20 protein-coding genes are annotated in these 25,400 nt (G+C 42.3%); 16 read left to right on the top strand and 4 right to left on the bottom strand.

The genetic code is table 11. From position 1 onward, the window contains the following. The first annotated feature begins 9 nt into the window (after positions 1-9). From ACBP55_RS28105 to ACBP55_RS28075, 7 genes are all read left to right on the top strand, one after another. Positions 10-843: a PRD domain-containing protein gene (locus ACBP55_RS28105; RefSeq protein ID WP_029193469.1), complete on the top strand. Its 834-nt coding sequence runs from the start codon at positions 10-12 to the stop codon at positions 841-843. Between the two features lie 154 nt (positions 844-997). Next, on the top strand, positions 998-2,095 hold the full coding sequence (locus ACBP55_RS28100; RefSeq protein WP_464646327.1) for a quinone-dependent dihydroorotate dehydrogenase: 1,098 nt from the start codon (positions 998-1,000) through the stop codon (positions 2,093-2,095). 26 nt (positions 2,096-2,121) lie between these two features. Continuing rightward, positions 2,122-2,919 carry a GTP diphosphokinase gene (gene yjbM / locus ACBP55_RS28095; protein ID WP_029193471.1) on the top strand — a complete coding sequence of 266 codons (798 nt, stop codon included), beginning with the start codon at positions 2,122-2,124 and terminating at the stop codon, positions 2,917-2,919. Positions 2,920-2,922: 3 nt separating this feature from the next. Then, positions 2,923-3,351: a DUF309 domain-containing protein gene (locus ACBP55_RS28090; RefSeq protein WP_464646325.1), complete on the top strand. Its 429-nt coding sequence runs from the start codon at positions 2,923-2,925 to the stop codon at positions 3,349-3,351. Further along, entirely contained in the window at positions 3,344-4,339 is a 996-nt protein-coding gene (locus ACBP55_RS28085; protein WP_464646323.1) for an ABC transporter ATP-binding protein, read from the top strand. Before ACBP55_RS28090 ends, ACBP55_RS28085 begins: the two co-directional genes overlap by 8 nt. 5 nt (positions 4,340-4,344) lie before the next feature. After that, positions 4,345-5,160: an ABC transporter permease gene (locus ACBP55_RS28080; protein WP_464646321.1), complete on the top strand. Its 816-nt coding sequence runs from the start codon at positions 4,345-4,347 to the stop codon at positions 5,158-5,160. An 18-nt stretch (positions 5,161-5,178) separates the two neighbouring features. Beyond that, on the top strand, positions 5,179-5,967 hold the full coding sequence (locus ACBP55_RS28075) for an ABC transporter permease (protein ID WP_464646319.1): 789 nt from the start codon (positions 5,179-5,181) through the stop codon (positions 5,965-5,967). Positions 5,968-6,056: 89 nt separating this feature from the next. On the opposite strand, the gene ACBP55_RS28070 is transcribed toward ACBP55_RS28075, so the two are convergent. Further along, positions 6,057-6,566, bottom strand: a complete 510-nt coding sequence (locus ACBP55_RS28070) for a thioredoxin family protein (RefSeq protein WP_029193477.1) — start codon at positions 6,564-6,566, stop codon at positions 6,057-6,059. Positions 6,567-6,793: 227 nt separating this feature from the next. Between ACBP55_RS28070 and ACBP55_RS28065 the strand changes: the two genes are divergently transcribed. Together ACBP55_RS28065 and ACBP55_RS28060 are read left to right on the top strand one after the other, a co-directional pair. Next, on the top strand, positions 6,794-8,302 hold the full coding sequence (locus ACBP55_RS28065; protein WP_464646318.1) for an RsmB/NOP family class I SAM-dependent RNA methyltransferase: 1,509 nt from the start codon (positions 6,794-6,796) through the stop codon (positions 8,300-8,302). A gap of 6 nt (positions 8,303-8,308) precedes the next feature. Then, a complete protein-coding gene (locus ACBP55_RS28060; RefSeq protein ID WP_464646317.1) occupies positions 8,309-9,049 on the top strand; it encodes a pseudouridine synthase in 741 nt (246 codons plus the stop codon). A gap of 73 nt (positions 9,050-9,122) precedes the next feature. Here the strand turns inward: ACBP55_RS28060 and ACBP55_RS28055 are convergent, their stop codons facing one another. Then, the gene (locus ACBP55_RS28055) at positions 9,123-9,719 is read right to left on the bottom strand and encodes a hypothetical protein (protein WP_464646316.1); all 597 of its coding nucleotides are present in this window, start codon (positions 9,717-9,719) and stop codon (positions 9,123-9,125) included. Positions 9,720-9,856: 137 nt separating this feature from the next. Then, on the bottom strand, positions 9,857-10,303 hold the full coding sequence (locus ACBP55_RS28050; protein WP_464646314.1) for a flavodoxin: 447 nt from the start codon (positions 10,301-10,303) through the stop codon (positions 9,857-9,859). Between the two features lie 529 nt (positions 10,304-10,832). Here ACBP55_RS28050 and ACBP55_RS28045 point away from each other — a divergent pair. The 6 genes from ACBP55_RS28045 (at position 10,833) to ACBP55_RS28020 (ending at position 24,189) form a co-directional block, all read left to right on the top strand. Further along, positions 10,833-11,876 carry an S-layer homology domain-containing protein gene (locus ACBP55_RS28045; protein WP_464646312.1) on the top strand — a complete coding sequence of 348 codons (1,044 nt, stop codon included), beginning with the start codon at positions 10,833-10,835 and terminating at the stop codon, positions 11,874-11,876. 12 nt (positions 11,877-11,888) lie between these two features. Further along, complete coding sequence (locus ACBP55_RS28040) at positions 11,889-18,869, top strand: PKD domain-containing protein (RefSeq protein ID WP_464646310.1); 6,981 nt, start codon at positions 11,889-11,891, stop codon at positions 18,867-18,869. Between the two features lie 115 nt (positions 18,870-18,984). Continuing rightward, positions 18,985-19,782 (top strand): Cof-type HAD-IIB family hydrolase, encoded by a 798-nt coding sequence (locus tag ACBP55_RS28035; RefSeq protein ID WP_464646308.1) that lies wholly within the window; start codon positions 18,985-18,987, stop codon positions 19,780-19,782. A 116-nt stretch (positions 19,783-19,898) separates the two neighbouring features. Beyond that, the gene (locus tag ACBP55_RS28030) at positions 19,899-21,527 is read left to right on the top strand and encodes a hypothetical protein (protein WP_464646306.1); all 1,629 of its coding nucleotides are present in this window, start codon (positions 19,899-19,901) and stop codon (positions 21,525-21,527) included. 11 nt (positions 21,528-21,538) lie between these two features. After that, positions 21,539-22,972, top strand: a complete 1,434-nt coding sequence (locus tag ACBP55_RS28025; protein WP_464646304.1) for a glycosyltransferase — start codon at positions 21,539-21,541, stop codon at positions 22,970-22,972. Positions 22,973-23,109: 137 nt separating this feature from the next. Then, positions 23,110-24,189, top strand: a complete 1,080-nt coding sequence (locus ACBP55_RS28020; RefSeq protein ID WP_464646302.1) for a hypothetical protein — start codon at positions 23,110-23,112, stop codon at positions 24,187-24,189. A 73-nt stretch (positions 24,190-24,262) separates the two neighbouring features. Here ACBP55_RS28020 and ACBP55_RS28015 read toward each other — a convergent pair whose 3' ends face one another. Next, positions 24,263-24,892 (bottom strand): nitroreductase family protein, encoded by a 630-nt coding sequence (locus ACBP55_RS28015; RefSeq protein ID WP_464646300.1) that lies wholly within the window; start codon positions 24,890-24,892, stop codon positions 24,263-24,265. A 204-nt stretch (positions 24,893-25,096) separates the two neighbouring features. On the opposite strand from ACBP55_RS28015, the gene ACBP55_RS28010 reads away from it, so the two are divergent. Beyond that, positions 25,097-25,366 carry a hypothetical protein gene (locus ACBP55_RS28010; RefSeq protein WP_464653426.1) on the top strand — a complete coding sequence of 90 codons (270 nt, stop codon included), beginning with the start codon at positions 25,097-25,099 and terminating at the stop codon, positions 25,364-25,366. Positions 25,367-25,400 lie beyond the last annotated feature (34 nt).

The raw sequence follows: 25,400 nt of genomic DNA, 5'->3' as shown, positions 1-25,400 counted from the left end.
AGGTGTCTTATGATTGAACGGACAATCATTCATGTACTGTCCCATAATGTGGTGATGGCACATTTGACATCAGGGAAAAATTCCATTGCTTTCGGTAAAGGAATTGGATTCAAAAAAACGCCAGGCATGCTCATTAGCGAAGGCGAAATCACACAAGAATTTCTCCTGCATACATCCGAAGTTCTTAAAAACTACGAACAAATTCTGAATGCGGTCGATTTGAAAATTATCGGGATTACAGAGGAAGTCATCGCTTATGCGCAAAGCATGCTGGAGGGCGATTTCTCCGAAACGATTCACGCTTCGCTAGTCGATCATATCAACTTTGCCGTCGAACGACAAAAACGAGGTATTTTCATCACGAATCCATTCGCTTATGAAATTGGGTATATGTATCCGGAAGAATACAAAGTAGCCAAAAAGTCCGTAGATTTCCTCAATGCTCATTTGGATGTGAAATTGCCGGAGGATGAAGTTGCCTTCTTGGCCATGCATTTCAATGGCGCTCGTAAAAAAGAGCAAGCTTCTGATTCCTTAGCGGTAGTTAGAGTTGTGTCGCAGACGATTGAATCTGCCAAAGAATTAGGCTTTAATTTCGATGATTCATTCTCAACGCTGCGGTTCATTAGTCACTTGAAAGGTGTCATTGAACGTGTCAAACAAAGAAAGACGCTCCAGAACTCGCTGCTCGAAAAGATCAAAGAGGAGTATGGAGACACCTATGTAAAGGCGAAGGTGTTATCTCTCATGCTGAGTGATTCGCTTCAATTAGAAGTGCCTGATGATGAAACGGGTTACTTGACTATGCATCTGGAACGACTGCTGCAGCGTACCGAAGCCTAGGTTGTTAAATAGCTTTCTGGATTCCCTTGCAACCTTCATGGAGCAGGGATTTTTTGTTTGAAATAAAGGTGAAATGCCTTTCCGTGGATTGCATATTTGCACGTTGTCAGCTAAACTGACTGTTAGAGTCATTAGAGAACGGAGTGCATAGGACATGCTTTATAAGAAGTTAGCAAAACCAATCTTGTTCCGAATGGATCCGGAGAAGGCGCATCATCTTACGATTGACGGGCTAAGCGCAGTGGTGAGCTTCCCAGGTGGGAAACAACTGCTCAAATCGATGTATGGAGTGGCCAATTCACCACTCTTGGCCCAACAATTATGGGGACTACAATTTGCAAATCCAATAGGTCTGGCAGCTGGATTAGATAAAAATGCGAAGGCTGTTAAAGGATTCTCACAACTAGGCTTTGGTTTCATGGAAGTAGGCACAATTACACCAAAGCCACAACCGGGCAATGAGCTGCCGCGGCTATTTCGCCTTCCGGAAGACAAGGCGCTTATCAACCGAATGGGCTTTAATAATGTAGGTACGAATGAGATGGCCACAAACTTGATGAAGACAGGTAAACATGACATCCCCGTAGCTATTAACATAGGTAAAAATAAGACGACGCCGAATGAACAGGCCGAAGAGGATTATCGAGCTTGCATTCGGGAGTTATATACATATGGTGATTTCTTTGTTGTGAATATTAGCTCACCAAATACACCGGATTTGCGTAATTTACAGCATGGGAATGATTTAAAGCGATTGCTTGATGCCGTTACAACGGAAATGCAGCTGCAAGAGAAAAAGAATGGTCATTCAGGTAAACCTGTTTTGGTTAAAATTGCGCCGGATCTCACGGATGAAGAGCTTGAATTAACCGTACATACGATTAAGGATAGCGGCATTTCTGGGATCATCGCCACGAATACGACGCTCAGCAGGCAAGGGCTGGTGCACCCTAATCGCGAACAAGCAGGCGGACTTAGCGGAAAGCCACTGACGCAGCGAACGACGGAAGTTATTAGACGTGTCTATCAGCTGACGGAAGGCAAGCTGCCGATTATTGGGTCCGGCGGGATATTTACTGCCCAAGATGCCTATGACAAAATAAGGGCCGGAGCAAGCTTAGTTGAAGTGTATACAGGCTTTATTTATGAAGGCCCAGGGATGCTAGCAAGCTTGAATAAAGGTCTTCAAGATTTGCTGAGGAGAGATGGCTACACACATATTTCCCAGGCAATCGGCGCAGATCAGCACTGACTTCATTCAGAATGGAGGATAAAAGAATGGATGGACGAGATTGGAAAAAATTTCTCCTGCCTTACGAGCAAGCGGTGGAGGAGCTAAAAGTAAAATTCAAGACACTGCGTGGCGAACTCAAGAGCAGAGAAGAATATGCGCCTATTGAATTCGTAACGGGTCGTGTCAAAAAGATATCAAGTGTGTTGGAGAAAGCAAAGCGCTTGAGTGTGCCTATGGATCAATTAGAGTCTGGTATCGAGGATATTGCGGGGATTCGGATTATGTGTCAGTTTGTAGAAGACATTGATCGTTTGGCCGAGCTGATTCGCAGCAGACAGGATATGCAAGTAGTTTATGAAAAAGATTATATTGCCAATAAGAAGCCAAGTGGCTATCGCAGCTTTCATATTATTATTGAATATCCCGTTCAAACCGCTTTGGGAATGAAACGAATATTAGCTGAGGTGCAAATTCGTACGCTCGCCATGAATTTTTGGGCGACGATCGAGCATTCTTTGAATTATAAATATAAAGAACAATTGCCGTCTGAGGTTAGAGCACGACTTAGCAAAGCGGCCGAGGCTGCTTATCTGTTGGATCAGGAAATGTCCAGCATTCGTGGTGAGATTGTCGCCTCTCAGAAGATGTTTGAGGATAACTCGAATTTGGTAAACATAGTACTCAATAACATTCAGGAGCTTTATTTCTATCATCGAGTTCGGGAAGCCGCTCAATTTCAGCTGAGATTTAATGAGATATGGGAGACGGAAGAAGGTTTGAGTGATCTGTCATCCGATATTGAGGCTGCAATCGCCAGAGCGAAAAAAGGAGACAATAACTGATCTATGAGTACCTACGATCGTTTATATGTGGCTTACTTATACTATTTCAATGATCAGCGAGACTATTTCGAATGTCATGAAGTGATGGAGGAGCTTTGGCTGGAGGAAGGCCGAAGCCCCTTATACCAAGGTCTACTGCAGGTTGCAGTGGGCCTTTATCATCATGCCAATGGAAACGTAAGCGGTTCCATTAAGCTCTTTAACGCTGGACTGGACAAACTAGCCCCATACCCTGCACATACGCTCGGTATTGATTTGGAAAGATTGATCCGAGATAGTGGGGAGTACTTAAATAAGCTGATGCGTGTGGAGCAAGAACCGTTCGCTCCCTATGACCTCACGATTCAAATCCTAGATGATGAACTGGGTGAACTTCTTGCGAAATTGAAGCTAAACCCCCCTGGGCATAACGAGGAGGAAGGCCATGATTGAGGTTCGCCAGCTGAGCAAATATTACCAAGTACATGAGCGAGAGCCTGGATTCAAGGCATCTTTGAAAAGCTTGTTTCACCGCAAGTTCCGCACCGTGAAAGCGGTAGATGATATTTCCTTTTTCATACCGGAAGGTGAAATTGTTGCATTTTTGGGTCCGAATGGGGCTGGCAAGACGACGACGATGAAAGTTTTAACGGGACTGCTGCATCCTTCAGGTGGTGAAGTGAATGTGGGCGGTTTTGTTCCTTTTCAGCAAAAGAAAGAATTTAAGAAGCAGATTTCGCTCGTCATGGGACAGAAAAGTCAGCTCATCTGGGACATTCCTGCAGCGGAAACGTTTCTCGTTAATAAAGTCATTTATGAGATACCTGATCGGGAATATGAAGAAACCTTAGGAGATTTGGTGCAGCTCCTCCAGTTAGAAGAAGTCATCCGCAAACCGGTTAGACAGCTTTCGCTGGGAGAGCGGATGAAGTGTGAACTGGCAGCGGCGCTGCTGCATCGCCCGCGCATTGTATTTCTAGATGAGCCGACGATTGGCCTCGATGTGAATATGCAGGAAGTGATGCGCCGATTCATTCAGGATTACAGCCGTAAATATAAGGCGACCATTTTGCTGACAAGTCACTATATGGCGGATGTTACGGCGTTGTGTGAGCGAGTGCTGGTGATCGGAAAAGGCCGTCTCCTTTATGATGGTGCTATTTCTCAATTGGTTGATAAGTATGCACCTAATAAGCGTATTCGTCTTCAATTAGCAGAGCGGGTAAAGGAATCAGAGCTCATCAATGTAACCCAAGGGTTAGGGACGTTATTTCAATATGAGTTTCCAAATGTGGAAGTAGACGTGCCGAGAGAGCAAGTTTCTGAACTGTCAGCCCGATTATTAACCCACTTGACGGTATTGGATTTGACCATTGAAGATCCGTCCATGGAATCGGTGATCGCACAAGCGTTTGAAGCGGGAACCGGAGGGGGAAGTTAAGGACCATGAAGGCATTAGCTTTATTTTGGCAAAAATATCGCATGCTGCTTCGTGTTGAATGGGCGGTTATGTTTGCCTATAGGAGTGAATCGCTCATATGGATGATAGGAGCATTCATTCAACCTCTGGTCAGTATGGCAGTCTGGCTCTCGATAAGCGATAATAATTCCATTGGTGGCTATACAGCTCATGATTATATAGTGTATTTTCTTGGAGTACTACTTGTTGATCGATTGACGAGTACATGGGATGTGTGGGAGCTGGATGCCAGCATTCAGGACGGGTCTCTCTCCACTAAGATCGTACGCCCCTTCCATCCGGTTCATTGGAGTATCTCTCAAAACCTCGTTTATAAGTTGTTTTTTGCTGTTTTGCTAATCCCCGCATGGGCGATAGCTGCTGCATGTATCCCTATGCTCAGGATGACTATTTCCTTGGAAATAATTACACTCTCGTTCTTCGCTATTGTGCTTTCCTCTGCAATCCGTTTTCTAATCGGTTTTGAGTTTGGTCTGCTGGCTTTTTGGACGAACAGGGCAACTGCGATTTATAGCCTATATGAGGGTATACATTTGTTTCTTGCTGGTCGGTTAGCCCCGCTGAGTATGTTTCCTTCTTGGGTTGAAAAAACGGCAGCTTGGCTGCCCTTCTATGGAACCGTCGGGTTTCCAGTTGAGCTGCTGACAGGCAAGCTTGAGCTTGGATCATCCGAGATATTTCACAACTTTGCGATTCAGCTTATTTGGCTTATTGTCCTTCTTGTCATGTTTCGGTTCATGTGGAGACAAGGGATGAAGAAGTATGGCGCTGTGGGCGGATGAGGGAGGAACGGTGCGACAGTGATCAAATACTTACGACTATTTAAGGAGTTTATGCGGGCATGTTTAGTCGAAGAGTTCGAGTATAGAGCTAATTTTGCCGCGAATCTCTTATCCACGGTTTTTTGGCTATTCATGGCAATCTTGACCGTTCAATTATACTTTTATCGTACACAGGAAATTGGCGGCTGGGGTTTCTATGAGGTGCTAGTACTTCTAGGTATTTTTAACGCGGTACACGGATTTATTGAATTTATCCTACAGCCGAATATGTCTCGACTCGTCAGTCATATCCGTAAAGGGACATTGGATTTCATCCTGACAAAACCAGTTGACAGCCAATTTTACATTAGTTTTAGACATCTGGTTTTCTGGCGAGTAGCCGATATTATTCTAGGTTTTGGCTTGACGGCTTACGCACTCTGGGAACTGGACGCTATTCCAAGTATTGCGGGGCTTATACGCTTCGTCATTGTTTTCCTTGCATCGTTGGTTGTGGTCTATTCGCTTTGGATGGGCATGATGATGTTCTCTTTCTGGGCGGTTAAAGTAGATAACTTGTCCTATTTATTTAGTTCATTTTTTGAAACGGCACGGTTTCCAGTTTCGGTCTATAAAGGACTATTACGATTCACATTAACCTATATATTTCCGATTGCTTTCATAACGACATTCCCAGCTTCAGCGCTCATAGGTCGAATCAGTGGATGGGAAGTCGTTTGGAGTGTTGGGATTGCGATGGTTTGTTTCGGAATGACGAGGGTATTATGGAAGATCGCTTTACGCCATTATACCAGTGCGAGTAGTTGAGTTTTAGAGGCGAAAATAGAGAAGTGCTACATCCCTAGCGTTAGATGAATAACAAAAGCAGCGGAATCTCCGCTGCTTTTGTCGTAGGATTAACCTTTATACTTTTGGAAAAATGCTTTGAATGTCTCAGGTGTGTTACCGCCAGTTGCGCCTGCTTCTGGAACACCGCCAACAATTCGTTCGACTTCTACACCATTTTTGTAGTAGACGAGTGTAGGTGTGGATTCGATTTTATATTTCTGCCAGCCATCCTTGAATTCTTCCAAGTTGAACTGTTTGACGTCAATACCTAGCTCTTTTTCTATGGGAACAAGAACTGGGGTTGTTAATTTACAATGTGGGCAGGTCGAAGCGTAATAATATTGGAAAAATGTTTCTTTATTCTTCAGTCTTTGATCCAAATCCTTCGGTAGAATGAGGTTTTGATAGTTCGGATCAGTTAATTGTTTCACTGTTTCCGGATTTAATTTGGATGCAGCAACGCCATAGGGATTGCCAGCATTAGCTTTGTCCGAAGTTTTGGTAGACTGCTGATTAACGAAATATAAGCCTCCAAATAAAACAAGAACAATGCCAAGATAAATAAGCAGCTTCTTCATGAATGCACCTCTTTATAATGTTTACTTTCTACTATCTTCTTTAAAAAGTATAGCATATCCTGTTGATATTTTGAAAATAATTGGCTGTTTGGTGACAAGTCAGCTATAATACCGATAGGTTATTGGATGAAAGTGAAATGAAGGCTGATAATGAAGACAAGAGATTGAAAAGATAAAATACCAAAGATAAAATACCAAAGATAAAAGATGAAAGAGAAGATGTCTGAATGACGAAGCAGTTGCCTGCCCTTTTTAGAGAAAAGATGATTGATTTATTGGGTGAAAATGAATTTGAGCAATTTCTAGAATCGTATGACCAAGCGAGAACGTTTGGTCTAAGGGTGAACACGGTGAAGGTGGAAAAGGCGGATTTTTTGGCGAAAAGTCCGTTTGCTCTGAGCGCAGTGCCTTGGGCATCCGAGGGGTTCTATTATGAAGAAGGTGAACGTCCTGGGAAGCATCCCTATTATCATGCAGGGCTTTACTATATTCAAGAGCCAAGCGCGATGGCGCCAGTTGAATTGCTGCAAGTGCGTCCAGGGGAGCGTGTTCTCGATTTATGTGCTGCGCCTGGCGGGAAATCAACGCAAATAGCCGCTAAGCTTCAAGGCGAAGGGGTGCTTGTTGTTAATGACATTCATTCTGATCGTGTGAAGGCACTAGTGAAAAACCTTGAGCTATTGGGAGTTAGGAACGCTATCGTATTGAATGAGAAACCGGAGCGGATGTTAAAGGTCTTCCAAGGCTATTTCGATAAAATATTAATTGATGCACCTTGTTCGGGCGAAGGAATGTTCCGCAAAGAAGAAGAGATGATGCAGCAATGGGAGCGTCATTCGGTGCAGGAATTTGCCAGTATGCAGAGAGAGTTGCTTGGTCAGGCTGCACAAATGCTAGCACCCGGCGGAATGATTGTCTATTCGACTTGTACGTTTTCACCGGAGGAGAATGAAGCGCAGATCGCGGAGTTTTTGGACAAGCATCCAGCGTTTGATGTGGTCCCGGTAGAGGGTTTTGGCTCTGGAAGGTCGGATTGGCTGCGGGCGCCTTGGTGTGAGGAGGAATTTTCGGACCGCGCTCGGGAGGCTGTGGCTGGGACGGCAAGGCTTTGGCCGCATCGCCTGCGGGGTGAGGGGCATTATGTTGCGGTTTTGCGGCGGGATTCGGTTGTGGATGCCGGTGTGGAGGGTTTTGATGCTGACTTTGTATCAGCATCGGCATCGGGGAAGCGCAGCGGCCGTGAGGCGCTGCGGAAAGGGCGCGCGGAGATGTCGACTCGCGCGGCAGTGAGCTTGGAGCCGCTGGAGGCGTTCTCGGTCGAGCTGCTGCGCAGCGAGCCCTTCGCCCCTGCGCGGCTCGTGTGTTACGGCGAGCACGCGTATGCGTCGCCGGCTGGTTTGCCCGAGCTGCACGGACTGAAAGTCGTGCGGCCGGGCTGGTACATCGGCGCGCTGCACCGCGGCCGATTTGAACCGTCCCATGCGCTAGCCATGGGACTGCGCATGCGCGAAGCCAAGCGAGCGCTGAGCTTGGCTTCGAGCGACGAGCGAGCCCTTCGGTACCTGAAGGGCGAGACGCTCGAAGTCGCGGAGAGCGAGATTATCCGCGACCCGGAAGTGACTAAGGCAGCCAAAGGCTACTGCCTGGTCTGCATTGAAGACCATCCCGTCGGCTGGGGCAAATGGCACGACGGGATGCTGAAGAACGAATACCCGCCCGGCTGGAGGTGGACCTAAGCGGTCATGAAACAAACACAAAGGCTCGATAAAATACTCGCCCATGTGGGCATCGGCACACGCTCTGAACTCAAACGCCTCGCCAAAGAAGGCGCGATTTTCGTCAACGGTGTGAAAGTCAAAGACAGCGGTATGCAGGTGAACCCCGATACCGATATTATCACTGTAAACAGTGAATCGGTGCTATACCGTGAGTTCGTTTACCTCATGATGAATAAACCGCAGGGGGTCGTATCTGCCACAGAAGACAATCGCGACCGCACGGTTGTGGATCTTTTGGATAAGGCATATGCGCCATTCGAGGTTTTCCCTGTTGGACGCCTGGACAAGGATACAGAAGGCTTCCTTTTGCTAACGAACGATGGGAAATTGGCCCATAATCTTCTTTCTCCACGCAAACATGTACCCAAAACCTACTTCGCGAAAGTGGAGTGGGAGGTAAATGAATCGGACCGCGAAGCATTCTCCCAAGGTGTTACCTTGGACGACGGTTATGAAACACTTCCGGGTATTTTGAAAATTTTGCAGACCGGCAAAGAGTCTGAAAATGAGCCCTCGGAAATCGAGCTAACGATTATGGAGGGCAAATTCCATCAAGTGAAACGGATGTTTCAAGCCGTCGGCAAAAAAGTCGTCTACCTGAAACGAATTTCGATGGGGCCACTTGAGCTAGATCCAAGTTTAGCATTGGGTCAAGTGAGAGAGTTGAGTAAAGATGAACTTCTTGCTTTGCAGACTGCCACTTAAAAGACAAAACCTAGTAACACGCACAGTTACCGTTTGTACGAAACGGATTGTGCGTTTTTTATTTTAAATCTTGCTAACGCTCTTCCCATTTTTTTAAGATGGATGCAATAATCTCCTTTTTGGTTTCCTCAGCAAGTCCGTTCCTTAGCTCTGTGATAAATTCAATAAAGAGCAACGACAAAAGCTCATTCAGGTCCATATCCAATGGAATCTCATATTTACAATCCCAATCATCGAAAAATACGGCTATTCGGTTGACGTCTCTTGGATGGATGTCCACGTTAAGGGTCAAATAATCTCTTACACCGGTCATACTAGATACGTTAGACAAACTCCATTGAAACTTAGCAACTCTATTTATATCTCGCAGATTGTTACCTAAGACGTTGGTATTCATGTTTAAAAAATGACTAAAGGTTTCTCTCAAATCCAACAAGTAATCGTACAAATCTTTGCCTTGGCGTACGTGATCAAGAAAATTTTCAAATAATAATTTTACGAGAAATGTTATATTCATACCAAGCAGTTCTTCATTAGTGGTGTATTGGATATCTTCAATGAAAACTTCTGCTCGGTTAAAAAAATCGCGAGGTGCACGGACTTTAACGGTTTTATAAAAATCGGGCGTTTCCCTGTTAAATAAACTCGTCCAAGATTTTAAAGTCAGCATACAAGCGGTCCTCCTTTTCTTCTCTATTACTACTTATTCTAAATCTAGCACACATATGACAAGAGCCTGTGATCTGCCGTTTCAAATAAGAAACAAGCAGGCTCACAGGCCCTATATTATTGGCTTTTCAAAATGGATTATTCGCCCAAGGAATGCACGAACTGTTTGCCGAATTGACGGCATAGTGCTTTGTCATCTTTTGAAGGAGACAGTTCAATCTTTAAACCTTCCAGAGTTACTTCCGCTCCCAATTCTTTCAGCTTCTTCACTAATATATCAACGGCAGCCCCATATTCGGAATAGGAAGAATCACATGATCCGAACACTGCCGCTTTTTTCCCATCCAATTGAATGCCGTCCATCTCATCGTAAAAGTCGAGGAAGTCGTCTGCTAAATCTCCGTCTCCCCATGTATAACTGCCAAGTATGATACCGTCATAGTGGGTAATCTCCTTAGCATTCGTGTCGACTACATTCTTCACAACAGGCTCAATGCCTGCTTCTTGCAATCCTTCTGCAATCGCATCAGCCATCTCTTCCGTATTACCTGTCATGCTTGCAAACACGATAATGATTCTACTCAACCTAATTCCCCCTAATGGTTATGATTTCATATGCTGGCTTACGAAGATCTCCGGTTTGTAAATCATATAATGTCGATAGTTCTTGTACATTCATGGAGTTCGTATTCTCTTGAGAATATGTCCACTCCTGATCTCGGTGACTTTCCTTTTTTTTAACCATTTCAAATAAAAGTCCCACTTTAAACACTCCTATCTGATCAAAATTATACTGATAATGATTTTCATTTTCATTTACTAATATGAATGATAACGATTCTCATTTGAAATGTCAATGTATCTGGTACAATTTTCACAACTTTAAGTTCAAGGAGGGGGAAGCGAAGCGGAATCGCAACATTTTTAAAATTAGAGATTTACAAAACTACTAGTTTATGGTATTTTCAAACAAGAAGAATATGGAATGCGAGCGGAAGAACCGCCCATGTGTCGCTGTGTGCTAGGCGATTGCTGGGCGGTTTTTATATTTTGCGATACTTCCGATAAGGAGAAGTTACGTTTAATGAGTGACCAATAGAAAGAGGGGATTTTTATGAGAAAAAAGGTTTCAATTATTTTATGTTCGGTCTTATGCGCAGCGTCCATTGGGTATGATGCGATTAACTCCTCAGCCCAAAGCCCTATCAAGTTCGTGGACACATCTCAGCATTGGGCGGAACAGGCTATTCAAACTGCAGTGGAAAAGAAATACGTAGATGGCTATGACGATGGAAGTTTTAAACCGGATTTACTGATTAGCCGTGCAGAGTTTATCAAAATGTTATCTTCAGCAACAGGTGAAAAAGTAGAAAAGGTGGAGGGAAATGATTGGTTCGTTCCTTATGTTAAAAGGCTGAAGGAGTTAAGTGTTATTCCAGTGGAATTTCCGGAAAGATATAATGAGCCGCTTCAACGTTTTGAAATGGCTATGTTAAGCGCTCGGAGTGTGGATACAACTTTGAAGGGGTCAATGCTTGATGCTGTGAAAAAAGGGCTGATTCATGGTGTCAGCACGACTGACTTAGCGCCTTATGGAACAAGTACTCGAGCACAGGCGATTACGATTATTGAGCGTATCTTGTCGGCTAAAAAGGGTGAGAAATTACCGGTAGATAAGTATGCGATTAGTCAGGCTCTGATTGAGACGACGAATAGTAATGTCGAATATGTTCTTGGACTAAAACCGAAAAATATTGGCGAGACATGGAGTGCGGGGCAGGGTGCTACGGTGACTTTGGACGAGGTGATTATTGCAGATCCGTCGGATGAGAATGATCCTTATATGGTGAATATTGATGCTTCACATTGGAATTCAAGAGTGGATAAACAGCGGGATTTCGTGGTGTTAGCTAAATTCACAGTAAAAGTGGATGAACTGGCTGATGATAATTATAATTTATTCGTCAATCAATATATCACTTTATTTGATGGAACTGGAATTCTATCACTTTCGAAGAGTGGTTTACCAAGGACTATTCGGTTTGCTATCCCTGGAACTTATTCGGGTTATGTCGCTTATGGTGTAAAAAAAGATCATGCTAAAACAGGTTTAACTTTTGATGTGGTAGGCAATGAAGTTGGTATTGCAAAACCATAGGGGGTTCTCACATTGCGAAACTTTACTGCAAAAATATTGTTATTTTTATTAATAACTCAAATAATATCCCCTTTTATTGATAGTTTCCAAGCTGATGCTGCTAGCTCTAAAACACTGAATTATGATTATGAAGAAGGTCAGTTTAAAGAAACATCTGTCAATGTACAATATTCTGCTTCTGCAGCCAAACAGATAAATAAGGACATTAGTCCTTATTTATCTGGAAATATTACTTCCGTAAAAATCATCAATAATGGAACAGAAATAGCATGTTCGAGCTGTTTTTCGGGTTCTTTTATTAATATTACTTCGATAAGTGGTGAACAAATACATGTGTATGGTAAGTCTGAAACAAAGCCTGGACATCAAATATATAGACAACCTCAGGGAAAGATATGGGAGCATAAGGGTGAAGAAACACCTGCTGTTGAATTTAACGGTTTCTCTGGAAATCCTTCAACATACCCAGGATTAATACCAGTTCTTGGTAGGTATAGGTACTCAGTAACTTCATTCGATTACCGTGATGTAGGAGGTTCAAAAAATGGACCCGATTTACGGTATAGCTATGATTCAAATCAATACAAAATATCTGGAAAAACAAATTCCCCTGCAAGCGGAGATATTGAAAAAGACTTTGTTAAAGAAGGATGGGCAGTTACAACAGCTTATGAGGTCGATCGTCCAAATAGGTGGTTTATAGACGAGTCCTCTGTAGTACTTAAGGACGGATCACCTGAAATAACCGATGGCGATAAATTGTTACAAAGTTCCATCTCAATTGTCGGTGCTGAACAGCATCCATTATCTACAGCTATTCCTTTATCCTACGGGAGAGGGAAAATAGACGGCCAAGGGATGATCAGAACTATGTTAGCCCTTGACGGTTCAGTGGATCCTGTAGATTACGAGGAGCTCGATTCAATCACAGGTGGCCAAACACCACCATATGGCTTATTACGTAACTATCACATGTACGCCATCGGTAAATGGAAAGGCGAAACCTACAAATACCAAACCCGAATAGAAGTCACTTTTGTTCCACCGGATAAACCGGACCTAGCAGCCTTATCCATCGACGCAGGAACATGCGTACTTTCAAATGTTAGCACCAACCTCACCATCAAGTTCAAAAACTCCGGTGTATCCATTCCGAGTGGAACTTCTTTCCAAGTAACCCTAGCTGCCGACGGCACAGTGTTCAAAACTCTTTCCTACTCATCTGGATTAGCCTCAGGAGAGACCAAAACCGAGATCATCCCCTACACCTTCAGCAGTATGAAAAGTATTACGCTAACCGTTGACTCCAATGACGATATCTCAGAAACTACATCCTCGAATAATGTTTTTAGCCAGATCATTACACCTCAAGCAAGTTGTTCTGGAGGAGGAGGTTCTTATGATGGAACTACCTCAGCAGATAAACCCTCAATTCCATGGAAAGATTCCAACCTTATTAAAGCTGACTGGACGATTCCTTCTGGATGTACACCTGTTCAAGGGAGGTTCATTTTATCCCAAACTACGGGTGCATATATTCAATACGGTTGGAGTACACTCACAAGTACTTCAACAAGTGATATGTCTATTTTTGCCTATGGGATGATGGGGTTTACGGGTTATCCAGGCAATATTACAAGCGGAGAAGTGGTTATTGAATACAAGCTTGAGGATAGTTGTGGAGGAACTTCTTATTTCTATGAAGGCAAGTTTACAGTTGGTCCAAAACCGCCAAATAGACCACCTCAATTTGAGATTGGATGGTTTGCTGATGCGGATTACTATAGCAGGACACCTATATCCGATTCCATTGTTGGTGATAAATTAAATGTGAGGTTGTTGCCAGAAATTGCACCTAACCACTACGATCCTGACGATGATATTGTTACTTTCGAGTGGTTGTTCCCAAGCAGCTCAAGTAATTGGATTAAGAGCTTCCCTTCTATGGGTTATCTAAAGGGTGAGGATAAGCTTACGTGGCTAACAGCATCAACAGCTGGAGACCATTCAATTACTGCAAAAATGTGTGACGATAAGGGAGCTTGTACGCAAAAGGATGCAACAATATCTATCATGCGTCCTGAGCCTTTACCCTGTATTAACATACCAAATCGCGTTGTACAAAACCGCCCTCTTGCAGCTAATGCGATTAATGGAGCATGCAGTAAACCAGCTAAAAACAGAACGATAACGGAGTATTTCTGGACGAATAATCTGCCGGTTTATCCGAATGTTGGTATAGAGACTGTAACCTTAGAAGTAAAGGACAATTACGGAGTACGCAGCTTGCCAGAAAACATAGCAATTAAGAACATAAACGTTGTTGAGGATAAACCTCCAGTAGCTGTTATCAATTTACCTATCTTTGCCGTGAGAGGAAATGTTCTGTTTAGGGATTTATCTTACAGTCCCGATGGGGATGTAATCGTAGAAACGTCTATTACCTATGTGTACGATAGCAATGACGATGGAATTTTCAACGATCATATGCCTTTAAATATTCCGATATCCGTTGGTGGATCGGCTATTCTTACAGCTCCTAAGGTTGGTAAGTATAAATTAACGGTAAAAACAAAGGAGGATTGGGGTTTAACGAATACCAGAAGCTATGTGGTTGATATCAAAAATGATTCCCCCGAAGTTTCATTCTCTGTTACAAGCGCGAATCCAGAACCTCCTTTATTTCATACAACCTCGGAAAATGAAATGTTAATGGCATATGGAGATCAATGGCAAGGCTCTTCTTTAACAAATCCTAATTTGAATAAAGTGAGAGATATTGGATTTACATATAACACTGCCACCAATGGTTTAACATCTCATTATGGTAAACAGCCATTTAATGGACCTGCAACCGGATTAACGATTACTCCAGAACAGTACCAAAAAACAACTTATAGCGCTTGGCATACCTTCCCCATTCCTCAGTTATTTAACACACAATTTTTGGGTAATAGATATGGAGTTGGTTCTGTTGGTTCCATTCCATTTTTTGATGGGACGAACACTAGGATAGATGGAGGGTTGGGAAATACGTACGATTCTGTTCAACAAAAGTATGTCCCTATTAAGCCTACACCTGATAATCCAGGAAAGTTTCTAGCATTTGATGCTAAAGGCGGCGCTTATTCGGTAGATTTCAAATCCGGTTATTATAATGATAATGATTATAGTGAGACCTGGACTATTTATCGTAAAACGGCTGATGGCACAATATCTTGGAAGCGTTCTGGTCAGTACATCTATGACGGCTGTTCTGGTGACTGTTCGTCTAGTGAAAGTGGAACAAGATCACCTCATGCTAACCTGAAATTAAACAATGATGGAACCAAGGTATCGCTTGGAAGCACCTATTCTTATGGATGTTGGTGTGTAGTGACTACTTGGCTTGACGTAGAGACTGGTTTAGAAGTGCCTGCGAATACGGTTACTCCTGCACCTACTCTTACGGGTATCTATGAGGACTCAGAAGTATTTCTATATCGAGAACAACCAATGAATCTAACGACGGATACATATAGTTCTGGGAGTTCGGGATCTAGTAGTAACCGAGCAGGCACGGTTAGTGAATATTTTGTTTCCTATAATAAACAAACAGGTGCTACTAAGAAGATAGAAATATACAAAGATCTCTACTTCAATAATCGTTCAAGGACTACAGATGGCAGCGTAATACGAGGTGACGGTTCAGACAGCGATAGTTCAACTTTAATTGATGTGAATTATTCTGTTTCGGCTGACGGATATGTCTATATTGTTGACGGTATGAACAAAATCGTAGTTGCTGATAAGTTCGCAAATCAACTCGCTTCATATACAACAAAAGGAATTAGACCCACTAATACCTTCACTCACGAGCAAACTCTTCAAGAGAGGTTTAGATATACAGTATCTTCGGCAGGATTAAGTGCAGATGGAGAGTTTCAAGTCGTTCTTCAAGAAGAGCATTATAAATTGAGAAGATGGAACTTCCAATGGACTTCTTGTGGTTCTTGTAGTGTCGGCAGCTATGTTTCTCACTATGATGAAGATGATAGTCAATCTGAACGTAAATTTTACTATTTTAAAATAAATGGTGGAACCACTAGTCCTACTAGCTACGCTTTAGCGGAAATTGGTCAAACCATGAAGAAGGATACGAGTATTGCAGACGCTGATTACGTGTTCGATTTCTTACAATCTAGTGTGAATACGAATGTGAATGCTCCTTCGGGTTTAATCTTCAGGGCAACTAATAACGATACGATGTATCGATTAGAGTTCACAACGAACAAAATAAGCTTATCGAAGCTCGATGGTGGTATACGTACCGAGTTACGGTCTACTCCAGTCTGGTTATCTACGACATCTTTTAACAACATGAAGGTTAGTGTTAGAGGTGGAAAAATAAAAGTGCGGATGGGTACAGTTCCTATTATGGAAGTAACCGATCATACGCTTACTGAAGGTACTTATGGTTTTTTCATAGGCGGGTATGGTTCTCATTTCCGTAACTTCTATGTTAAAGTGCCGATTGTAGATAACAACAAAATTAGCGATATCGGCATTGCGGGAGAAGAACTGACTTACTCTACGGAGTTTGTGGATCCTGAAAGTGATGATCATTTGATTAGTAAGGATAAATGGAAGTACGAGCATACGAACTCTACGAAATTTTTAGATTCGGGGGATGGTAAAAGTGGTCTTTCAGCTTACAATAATCAAACATTTAATGGAGATCCGATAAAAATACTAGATAAGGTAGGGGTTTATAAAATAACCTTTATTGGTGCAGATGATCCTACGCCTGCTGGTTATAAATATCCGAATCCTGCCTTTGCAGAGTACCTCTCTGAATCGGACCCTTACTCTAGAAATGTATTGATTCATCGTAGACCTATAGGGGTTTTGAATGTAAATCAAGATATCTATTATAACGTAACTTATGATGATCAGAGCTATGACCCGGATCGTTGGTTAAACAACTGGACTTACTCTACGGAACCAACTGGCATTGATTATTCGGCATCGCGAGGAATTATTGAACGCAGATACGAGTACATAAAACCAGATGGTACAACCGTCAATGGAAAATTAACGAGAGTAAAAGAAATGGGGGCTTATACGTTTAGGGTAGCTGTTAAAGATGAATACGGTGTGTGGTCTGATTGGGCAGAGGCTATATTGTGGCTAGACGCACCACCTGCGAATCATGCGCCTTTCGTTGATATCACGAGCCATACGAGTACGGATATAAATAATCCGTCTGGATCAGCAGGGAATAATCCATTATTTACTTGGAATGCGGTAGATTACGATGCGGATAGCCGAATTGTACGCTCAGAGATTGACGTGCAACAATACTACTACAATTATTATAATAATCCGCAATGGCAATGGTTTAGTATGAATAACCCTAATATTGCAAAAGTCTCTAATGTACTCAGTGATGGTCATACAGTTTCATTAAGCTATAACTATCCAATGACTGTATACTCCAATCTAACTTACAGGGTTAGAATCAGGGTACAGGATGAGCAAGGAGAATGGTCTGGATGGTCGGAAAGGTATTTTGCATTAGGATTCCCTCCCACGGCTACCTTGACTTTCCCTAACGGAACGCAAGTCAATCCTACACCTATTTCTGACGGAGTTTTGAAACCTTCTTGGAATCAGAATGATCCAGATGTTCCTACGGAGTATCGCAGTTTTCAATATCGTATTCTAGATGCTAATGGAACTCAAGTTCAGTATAGCCAATATGGGTACGTGTACGATGCTCAAAGATATGGCAGTTTTGCGCACTTTTGCAGCTATGATAGCGAAAATAGCTCTTGGAACAACTGTGATTATTATACAATTTCCAATAATTGGAATACTCATCCTACAGAGTGGTTTGGTCTTTCGTTAATCCAAGGTCAAAACGGCCCCTTCCAAGTTCAAGTTAGAGTACATGATGGAAGATACTGGTCGGCGTGGTCTAATTCCGGTTGGTTTACGACGAATAGACCTCCAGTAGCCAACATGACGATTCCAAGTGGGACGCAAGCTGCGCCTACCATTTTCTCCGAGCTGCGCCCTACCTTTGAGTGGAGCCAAACCGATCCTGATCCGGGAACAACTTTCACTTATTTCCAAATGCAAATTACCAATGAGGCTAACAATGTATTGTTGCTGGATTCAGGGCAGTTCTACCAAGGGACGGTTTCTAACGTGGGGAGATGGATGGTTAATCAGGAACTTCCAGCTGGTCAAAAACTCCGCGTCAGAGTTAGAGTATTTGATGGGGTTACTTGGTCCGATTATTCCACTCAAACATGGTTTTATATCAATCAAGCACCTGTAGCCGAATTTGATTGGTCTCCAAAGCCGGTTTGGGAGGGGGATGTAGTGACAAGCATGAATACCTCTTTCGACCCAGATGGTGATGTTCTAACCTATGCGTGGAAATTAGAGCAGCCTGACGGGGTTACTTCCACTTTTTCTAATAAAGATATGTCTCATCGATTCCTTAAGCCTGGTATGTATAAGGTGTCGTTAACCGTATCAGATGGACGTCTTTCTAATACCATAGTTAAAATGATTTCGGCGATGCCCTTAACGATTCATTCGGATGTCACTTATACAGACAACTGGCTGGTTTTGCATGAAAAGAGTGGTCACCAAACGGTTTCGGCACCTAAGGACTTCTACTCTGGTGAAATTTTCATAGTTTCTAGTAAGAGTTCACCTGCTCCTGTAGACGAAGTGACAGCTTGGCTCGATACGACAGGGTTAGATGGGCATGCACTTTATGTGTCTGAGCGTTTAGTTGCAGCAGGAGGGGATGCGACCTCTTTTAGCGGTGAACTATTTGATGCGAAATTCCAGTCATTTGTGGAGGGCTTGCCTAAAGGATTGCAAACCATCCATTTTCAAATTCGTTACCGCAACGGCGTTGTGAAAAAGGAGGACATTCCTGTCAAAATCATTGGCAATGTCAATAAATCAGTCGGAGTTCATAGGGTTCAATAATTGGAGGCAGTTATCTTCGGATAGCTGTCTTTTTTATGTAAATTCGATGAATCCCATGTCTTCCTATGGTACAATAGGTCGATAAAAAGGCGAAGCATAGGGGAGAGAGAAAATCTTGAGATATCGATTAATTGCACTTGATGTAGACGGAACTCTTTTAAATGATGAGCATGAATTATCAGAACGTACGATTGAAACGATTCAGGAGGTACATGATCAAGGGTGTCATATTGTGCTATGTACCGGAAGAGCCCCAGCAAGCACGCTGCCTATTCTTGAGCAGCTCGGGCTTGAGGGAACGATGATTACGCACAATGGCGCGGCGACAGTTCACGCGGATGAACGGGGTCAGACATTGATCAATGAGTTTGCTTTTACGATTCCTGAAATTGAGCCTATGTTGGATTATGTACGGAGAGAAGGCATTCATTTCGATGTATGCACCTCTTTTAACATGTATATTGAACGGATTAGTGAGTACGAAAAACAGATGTATCAAAAGTATCTGATTAGCCCTAAACTTGTGACTAATGTATCAGAGCTTGGTCTGCCATTAGTGAAATTTACACTTTTTAGCCAAACTGAGCTGGACCGCGTTCAAAAGGAATGGGAAGAACAGAAGCTGTACGGTCAAATGCGGATGATTCGCAGTGGCGACCTCTTCATTGATGTGATGAGTCCAAAGGCCAATAAAGGCAACGCCTTGAAAGCTTTGGCTGCTTCATTAGGGATTGATTCTAGTGAGATCATGGCTATCGGCAATTACTATAACGATCTGGAAATGATGGAATTCGCAGGACTCGGCATCGCTGTGGAAAATTCGCCAGATGGTGTGAAAGAAGCAGCGGATGCGGTAACTTCCTCTAATAATGACGAGGGTGTACGTGAAGCTATCTTGAAATACTGTTTATAATCTAAAATTTCGATAAAATCCTCGGTTTTTGAGGATTTTTGTCGTTTTGGGGGGTTCTTCCAAATTATGACGTATGGTAGAATGAGAGAAAGAAAATTGATAACGGTGGTGTAGAGATGGGGAAAGAGAAGAAAGCTTTTAGTAAAAAGGAGAAAATAGTAGGGGCTATTGCTAGTACTGCGATTTTGGCTGTGCCTTTTTTAGTTGCTCCTGCTCAGCAGGGGTATGCAGCCATTGTATCACCTTCAGTTACTCCAACAATTTCAGTGGATAAAATAACAACGATTGTTATACCACTAAACGGAACCAAATATATCGATTTAGATTCTTTGTATAGTGCGGATTATACGTCTGTCGTTCAGAATGAGACTGAGGAAAATATCGCTAAGGGCAAATACACTTTAGGAAATCATGGGATCTATGAAATTACTGCTAGTTCCGTTGGTAAAGCTACATTCACTGTAACTGGAACAAGGTATGAAGAGCCATCTTACACTCAGATCACAGACACATTTCAAGTTATTGTAGTCCCTAATACAGGGAATCCGGATGAATTTAAGTTTGATATTTCAAATGTTCTAAATCTAATGAATCAGTCCTCTGAACAAGATCAGACGAATGACCAAGTAGTTAAAGGATTACTAAGGAATATAAGTCCTAAAACGATCAATAACTATGATCCATTTGAGTATGACTCAATTAATTCAGCACCTTACCAGTTGGAAACAACCGATAAAATTCATGGCATTGTAGGAGAACCAATTCATAGTTTGGAAATCGAACAGCAAATTTATAAGTACTTTAGTGATAATGATGAAAATATGTTAGATGTTATTTTTATTGATAGGAATAACGGAAATATTCAATATGAAGAGAAGTATGATGCGAGTGGCGAAATCTTACATGGATACGACTTGACTCCATTAAGAACAGGAGATTTTGACCTGAATGTTCTTATAGTTGATCATCATGGAGGATTAACGAAAGGAAAGATCCCTTTTCATATTACTGAAACTGAAAACTTTATCTTAGACACGGAATCTTCCATTACTATAGATTTAGCTAACTACTTCACCATTAATCCTAATACTAATTTTGATCTTAATGGAGCCTCGGGCCATTTGACTATTTCGGGTACAGAAGCTACTTTCACACCAGACTCAATGGCTAAGACTTATATAATATCGGCCATTAACGGGGATGAGAGAGAAGATCGTAAGTTTATAGTTACTCCTAGAGATAGTTTAGTGAATAGAAAGATAATCTTAGGCAGTCAATTAAAATTGAATTTGCAAAGTCTTTTAGTACCTGTTCCGGGCTCTTCCGTCACATATTCGGTTTATTTAAACAATTCATCAGTCACTGGAATAACTTATGGTATTGATTATACAAATTCATTGTATTTTAGTTCGGAAATTAATGCTGAAACTAATAGTCCGATTGACATTACGGTAACAGCCAAAGATGAAACAAATAATGTAACTATTAAAGATAAAATGCAAATAAGTGCTATCCCAATGGTAAGATCAAATTCAAATCGTGGATTCGAAGTTACGCAATTATTTGCAAGTGATTCAGAATGGAACGATGTTGTAGTAAGTTCTCCTTTTATTAAAAATGGAACTCCTTTTGGCAGTTATAATACGGTTTATTCAGAAAGTAACGGAACAGGTTCAACAGCAGTAACTTTAAATTATAAAAATGAATTAATATTCACTGTACCATTTACCTATCCATTAAATTAAACAGGTGACTCATGCAACGAAATGCTTCTATCATTGAACATCTACAACAGCAAAGATACAAGGAAGCAGAGTTAGCAGCAAAGGATCTAATAAGGGGCAACCCTTTGGAAGCGCAAAACTGGGTCTTTCTAGGGGAAGCCCTAATGCATCAAGGCTACGGCGGTGCTGCAAATAAAGCATTCCAACGTGCATGGCTGCTTGATCCAGAAGCAACTTGGGTCGCTCCAGTGTTGGATGCTCTCAAGGCAGTTCCTCCAGGCGACGAACGTGTCGACATCGAAGGTTTGCTTCATGTGAGGAAGGTCAGCATTACGGCAGGCATCATCTCGTATAATATGGAGGATACCATCCAGCGTTGTTTAGACTCACTTCAAGGCGCAGTCGATCAAATTGTACTTATCGATTGTTCCACGGACCGCACAGCGGAACTTGCATCGGAGTATCCCAATGTTACGATCATTCCTTATGAGTGGACGAATGATTTTGCCGCGGCTCGCAATACAGGATTGCTGCATATGCATACGGATTGGGTATTTTGGATCGATGCAGATGAGTACCTAGTGAAAGAAGATAAAGATGCCGTCAGACAGGCAGCAGGAATTTATCATGAATCGACAGTGCCGGCTATCTTATGTTTTTGGCAAATTAATCTGATTCAAAATAACGTGAAACACAATTTTTCACAGACGAGATTATTTCCTCTAGGGCGTGGACTTCGCTATTGGGGTAGGGTTCATGAGCAGGTAGGAACTGAATCGGGTATTTATAACAATGAAGCCGCTCGTCATAAAGTTAAGGTTAGAGTGTTTCATGATGGTTATGAACCAGATGTTATGGCAAGCAAGCAGAAAATTGATCGGAACCTGAACTTGTTGCGAACAATGATTGAGGAAGATGCGGATAATCCAGCATGGTGGTTCTATCTTGGTAGAGAACTTCTGGGAGCAGGTATAGAAACAGATGCTGTGGAGGCTCTGATCGAAGCAGAACGAAGAGCAATACCTCATTCGCTTTTTGGAAGGCTGCTTGATATCTATAAATATCTAATGGATATTTATTTTCAGCGTAAGGATTGGGAACAGACTGCCGTGTATTGTATGAAAGCTTTGGATTATCAGTCAGATTTCCCTGATGCGCATTATATGCTTGCACAAGTTCGTATGAAGCAAACTGATGAGCTCTATAGAGATGCAGAAAGTGGTTTCAAAAAGGCAAAAGAATCATTCCATTCCTTTCGGAGTATCGTTTCTCCAGATCATGAGATAGGGGAGTGGAAGGTAGATGTGGCTTTGGGAGACATCGCTCATCGTGCAGGAAAGTCTTCTGTATCTAGGGCTATTTATTCAAATGTGTTAAAGCAAAATCCACGCTTGGTAAACATCGTTGGTCAACGACTCGCAACCATAGAAGCCGAACGCCAACGTCTAAATGATCACAGTAAATAGAAATAGGATGGTTCCATGTCATTTACCATGATGCTGGAAACTGTCCTTTTTCGTTTATCCTAAATACTCATATTTTGGACGATGTTGGGACAATCTACAGAAGAATCATAAGATCTGTAGAGGAGGCGAGTAAAGTCGTGGCCGATATTATGCTGAGACCCGACCTGAAAACGGCAGGCGGAGAAGTCTGCGATATTGTGTACAATGGGGAGTTTGTCGGTACGTTAACGCTAGTCTACAGGGAATCGGATCGACTTAAAGGCTCGATTCATCTGGAGCAGCAGTCCATTACGATCGTGGACAAAGAGAAGGTATATGATTTCGTTCAGTCATATGTTCAGAATGTCATTGATGCACTGTCTATTGAGGAGTGCGAGGTATTATTTAGTTACAGTGATTATGATCTCGTTATCGCGACGGACCATGCCTTACAACCTACCATGACCGAAGCGGATTCTCATTCGTACACTCGTCATGATCATGACGATGAGGTAGATTATGAGTGGGTGAGGGACGAAACCCGATTTGATGACATCGACTCAGAGAATGCTCCGGATAAAATGGAAATGATTCAGGAACGCAAGAAACAACAGGGCTATGAGCTTGTTATTGTAGGTGAAAGTAGAAACCGTGTGGATTATCATGTTTATGATAAAGACTCGGAGCTCGTTGCAGAGATAAGTCTTCATATGTTTGGTACGGATGTGATTGGAGATATAACGTGGAGATTCGATCCTTTTGATGAGGAAATGGATAGGGTATCGGAGCTTATTGTTGAAGATTTCAATGAGGATGAAACGGATACGTTTATTTTTAATATGATCTATAATGGGGAAACCGTAGATACGGTGGAATTAACGCACATTGATTTGTTAGATTTGGTTGATGACATAGAAGCAGATTCGATGCATCCATCTCCGGAGGATTATACGATTAATTTGGCCAGAGATGATGGCGATACCCTCACGTATGAAATTTATCAGCAATCCCATGGTGGTTTGCCAATTGGTACTGCAACGGTGGATATCAGTTCTCGCCAGCTTACAGGATTCATTGATTTCCGAGAGCCAGGAGATTCGGATGATCGAGAGCTAATTGCGACATTATTGCTTGAAGAGTTGGATAAAGAAAAAGAGTACGAAACGTTTAATGTATCCATGCTGTATAGAAATAAGCTAATTGATGAAATTTGGTTCGAAACGGATCAGTATCATTGAGTTAGCACCAAAAGCTAACACCAATTAAAAAAGGCATGAACTTCCTTAGATGGAAGTCATGCCTTTCGTTTAATTAAAATGTATTAGAAACGATGATTTGATCCAAAGGAAGGCGTCCTGAAGGTCTTGCTGGAGTAGCTGCTAAACCTACGCTAATCAGCATAACAGGTACATAACGTGCAGGTACATTGAATGCTTCAACGAATTTGCCGGCATCATAACCACCCATTGGGCATGTGTCATAGCCAAGTGCTTTAGCAGCAATCATAAGCTGCATAGCAGCTAAGGATGCGTTACGAATAGCTTCATCACGAGCAACTTGTGGGTATTGATATGCGCCTTCGATTTGAGCCGCAAGAGTGTCGTACAATTCTTTTGGCATGTGGCCAGCTTCAACTGCTGGACCAAAAACGCGTTCTGTGTTTTTGTTAGCTTCGAGATCGCCTAGAATAGCGATAACAACGGAGCTCTCAACGATTTGCTTTTGTCCGTATGCGATAGGAAGTAATTTCTCTTTTTGAGCTTGATCATCAATAACGAGAAGCTTCCAGTGTTGAAGATTCCATGAAGATGGTGCTTGTGACGTTGATTTCAGCAGCTGCTCAAGATCGGCTTTCGGCATTTTGTGCCCAGCTTGATATTGCTTTACGGAATGACGGTCTTCTAAAACTTTCAAAACTTCGGATTTAACTTCTGTACTCATTAGGTTTCCCTCCAAGGTTATAAATTCTTTTTAGTGTGTTTCGAAGCATTCAGTTTTATCATTTGAAAAAAAATCCAATCAGTAAACTAATTCATAACAATTACTGTAATCATAAATGTTATAGTTTAAGTTGTCAAGAGAGTCTTTCGCGATGTCGGAAAATGTTGGATAATGGAAGCAAGAAAGGGGATGTTCCTCTTGAAAATGACGCAAAAAGAGTTGAGTCACCTTATTTTTCTCTCCGAAGTCATCTTAACCGGCAAGAAGAAGAGCCTTATGGATGAGACGCTGCAATGTTTGCTTTATATTGTAAAATCAGTTGAAGAGGTTGAGCTTCCCGATACCGTGGTTGATCAAATTGAAAGTCTTACAGCTCTAATTGAATCGGATTTACGTAATGAGAATGAACGGATTCAGGAGATTCGGGGTCATTTGGACTGGTCGCAAAAGGGAAGACGAAAAGAACAAGATTGATTGTGAAAAACGGTCTCTTCGTGATAGAATGTAG

This window comes from Paenibacillus sp. WG02 (assembly GCF_055396115.1).
This window is presented reverse-complemented; position numbering and strand designations above follow the sequence as displayed.

Coding starts and splice junctions, on each gene's coding strand:
- ACBP55_RS28080 (WP_464646321.1), top strand. CDS start 4,345: ATGAAGGCATTAGCTTTATTTTGGCAAAAATATCGCATGCTGCTTCGT.
- ACBP55_RS28085 (WP_464646323.1), top strand. CDS start 3,344: ATGATTGAGGTTCGCCAGCTGAGCAAATATTACCAAGTACATGAGCGA.
- ACBP55_RS28065 (WP_464646318.1), top strand. CDS start 6,794: ATGACGAAGCAGTTGCCTGCCCTTTTTAGAGAAAAGATGATTGATTTA.
- yjbM (WP_029193471.1), top strand. CDS start 2,122: ATGGATGGACGAGATTGGAAAAAATTTCTCCTGCCTTACGAGCAAGCG.
- ACBP55_RS28100 (WP_464646327.1), top strand. CDS start 998: ATGCTTTATAAGAAGTTAGCAAAACCAATCTTGTTCCGAATGGATCCG.
- ACBP55_RS28030 (WP_464646306.1), top strand. CDS start 19,899: ATGGGGAAAGAGAAGAAAGCTTTTAGTAAAAAGGAGAAAATAGTAGGG.
- ACBP55_RS28045 (WP_464646312.1), top strand. CDS start 10,833: ATGAGAAAAAAGGTTTCAATTATTTTATGTTCGGTCTTATGCGCAGCG.
- ACBP55_RS28090 (WP_464646325.1), top strand. CDS start 2,923: ATGAGTACCTACGATCGTTTATATGTGGCTTACTTATACTATTTCAAT.
- ACBP55_RS28015 (WP_464646300.1), bottom strand. CDS start 24,892: ATGAGTACAGAAGTTAAATCCGAAGTTTTGAAAGTTTTAGAAGACCGT.
- ACBP55_RS28025 (WP_464646304.1), top strand. CDS start 21,539: ATGCAACGAAATGCTTCTATCATTGAACATCTACAACAGCAAAGATAC.
- ACBP55_RS28055 (WP_464646316.1), bottom strand. CDS start 9,719: ATGCTGACTTTAAAATCTTGGACGAGTTTATTTAACAGGGAAACGCCC.
- ACBP55_RS28010 (WP_464653426.1), top strand. CDS start 25,097: ATGACGCAAAAAGAGTTGAGTCACCTTATTTTTCTCTCCGAAGTCATC.
- ACBP55_RS28070 (WP_029193477.1), bottom strand. CDS start 6,566: ATGAAGAAGCTGCTTATTTATCTTGGCATTGTTCTTGTTTTATTTGGA.
- ACBP55_RS28060 (WP_464646317.1), top strand. CDS start 8,309: ATGAAACAAACACAAAGGCTCGATAAAATACTCGCCCATGTGGGCATC.
- ACBP55_RS28105 (WP_029193469.1), top strand. CDS start 10: ATGATTGAACGGACAATCATTCATGTACTGTCCCATAATGTGGTGATG.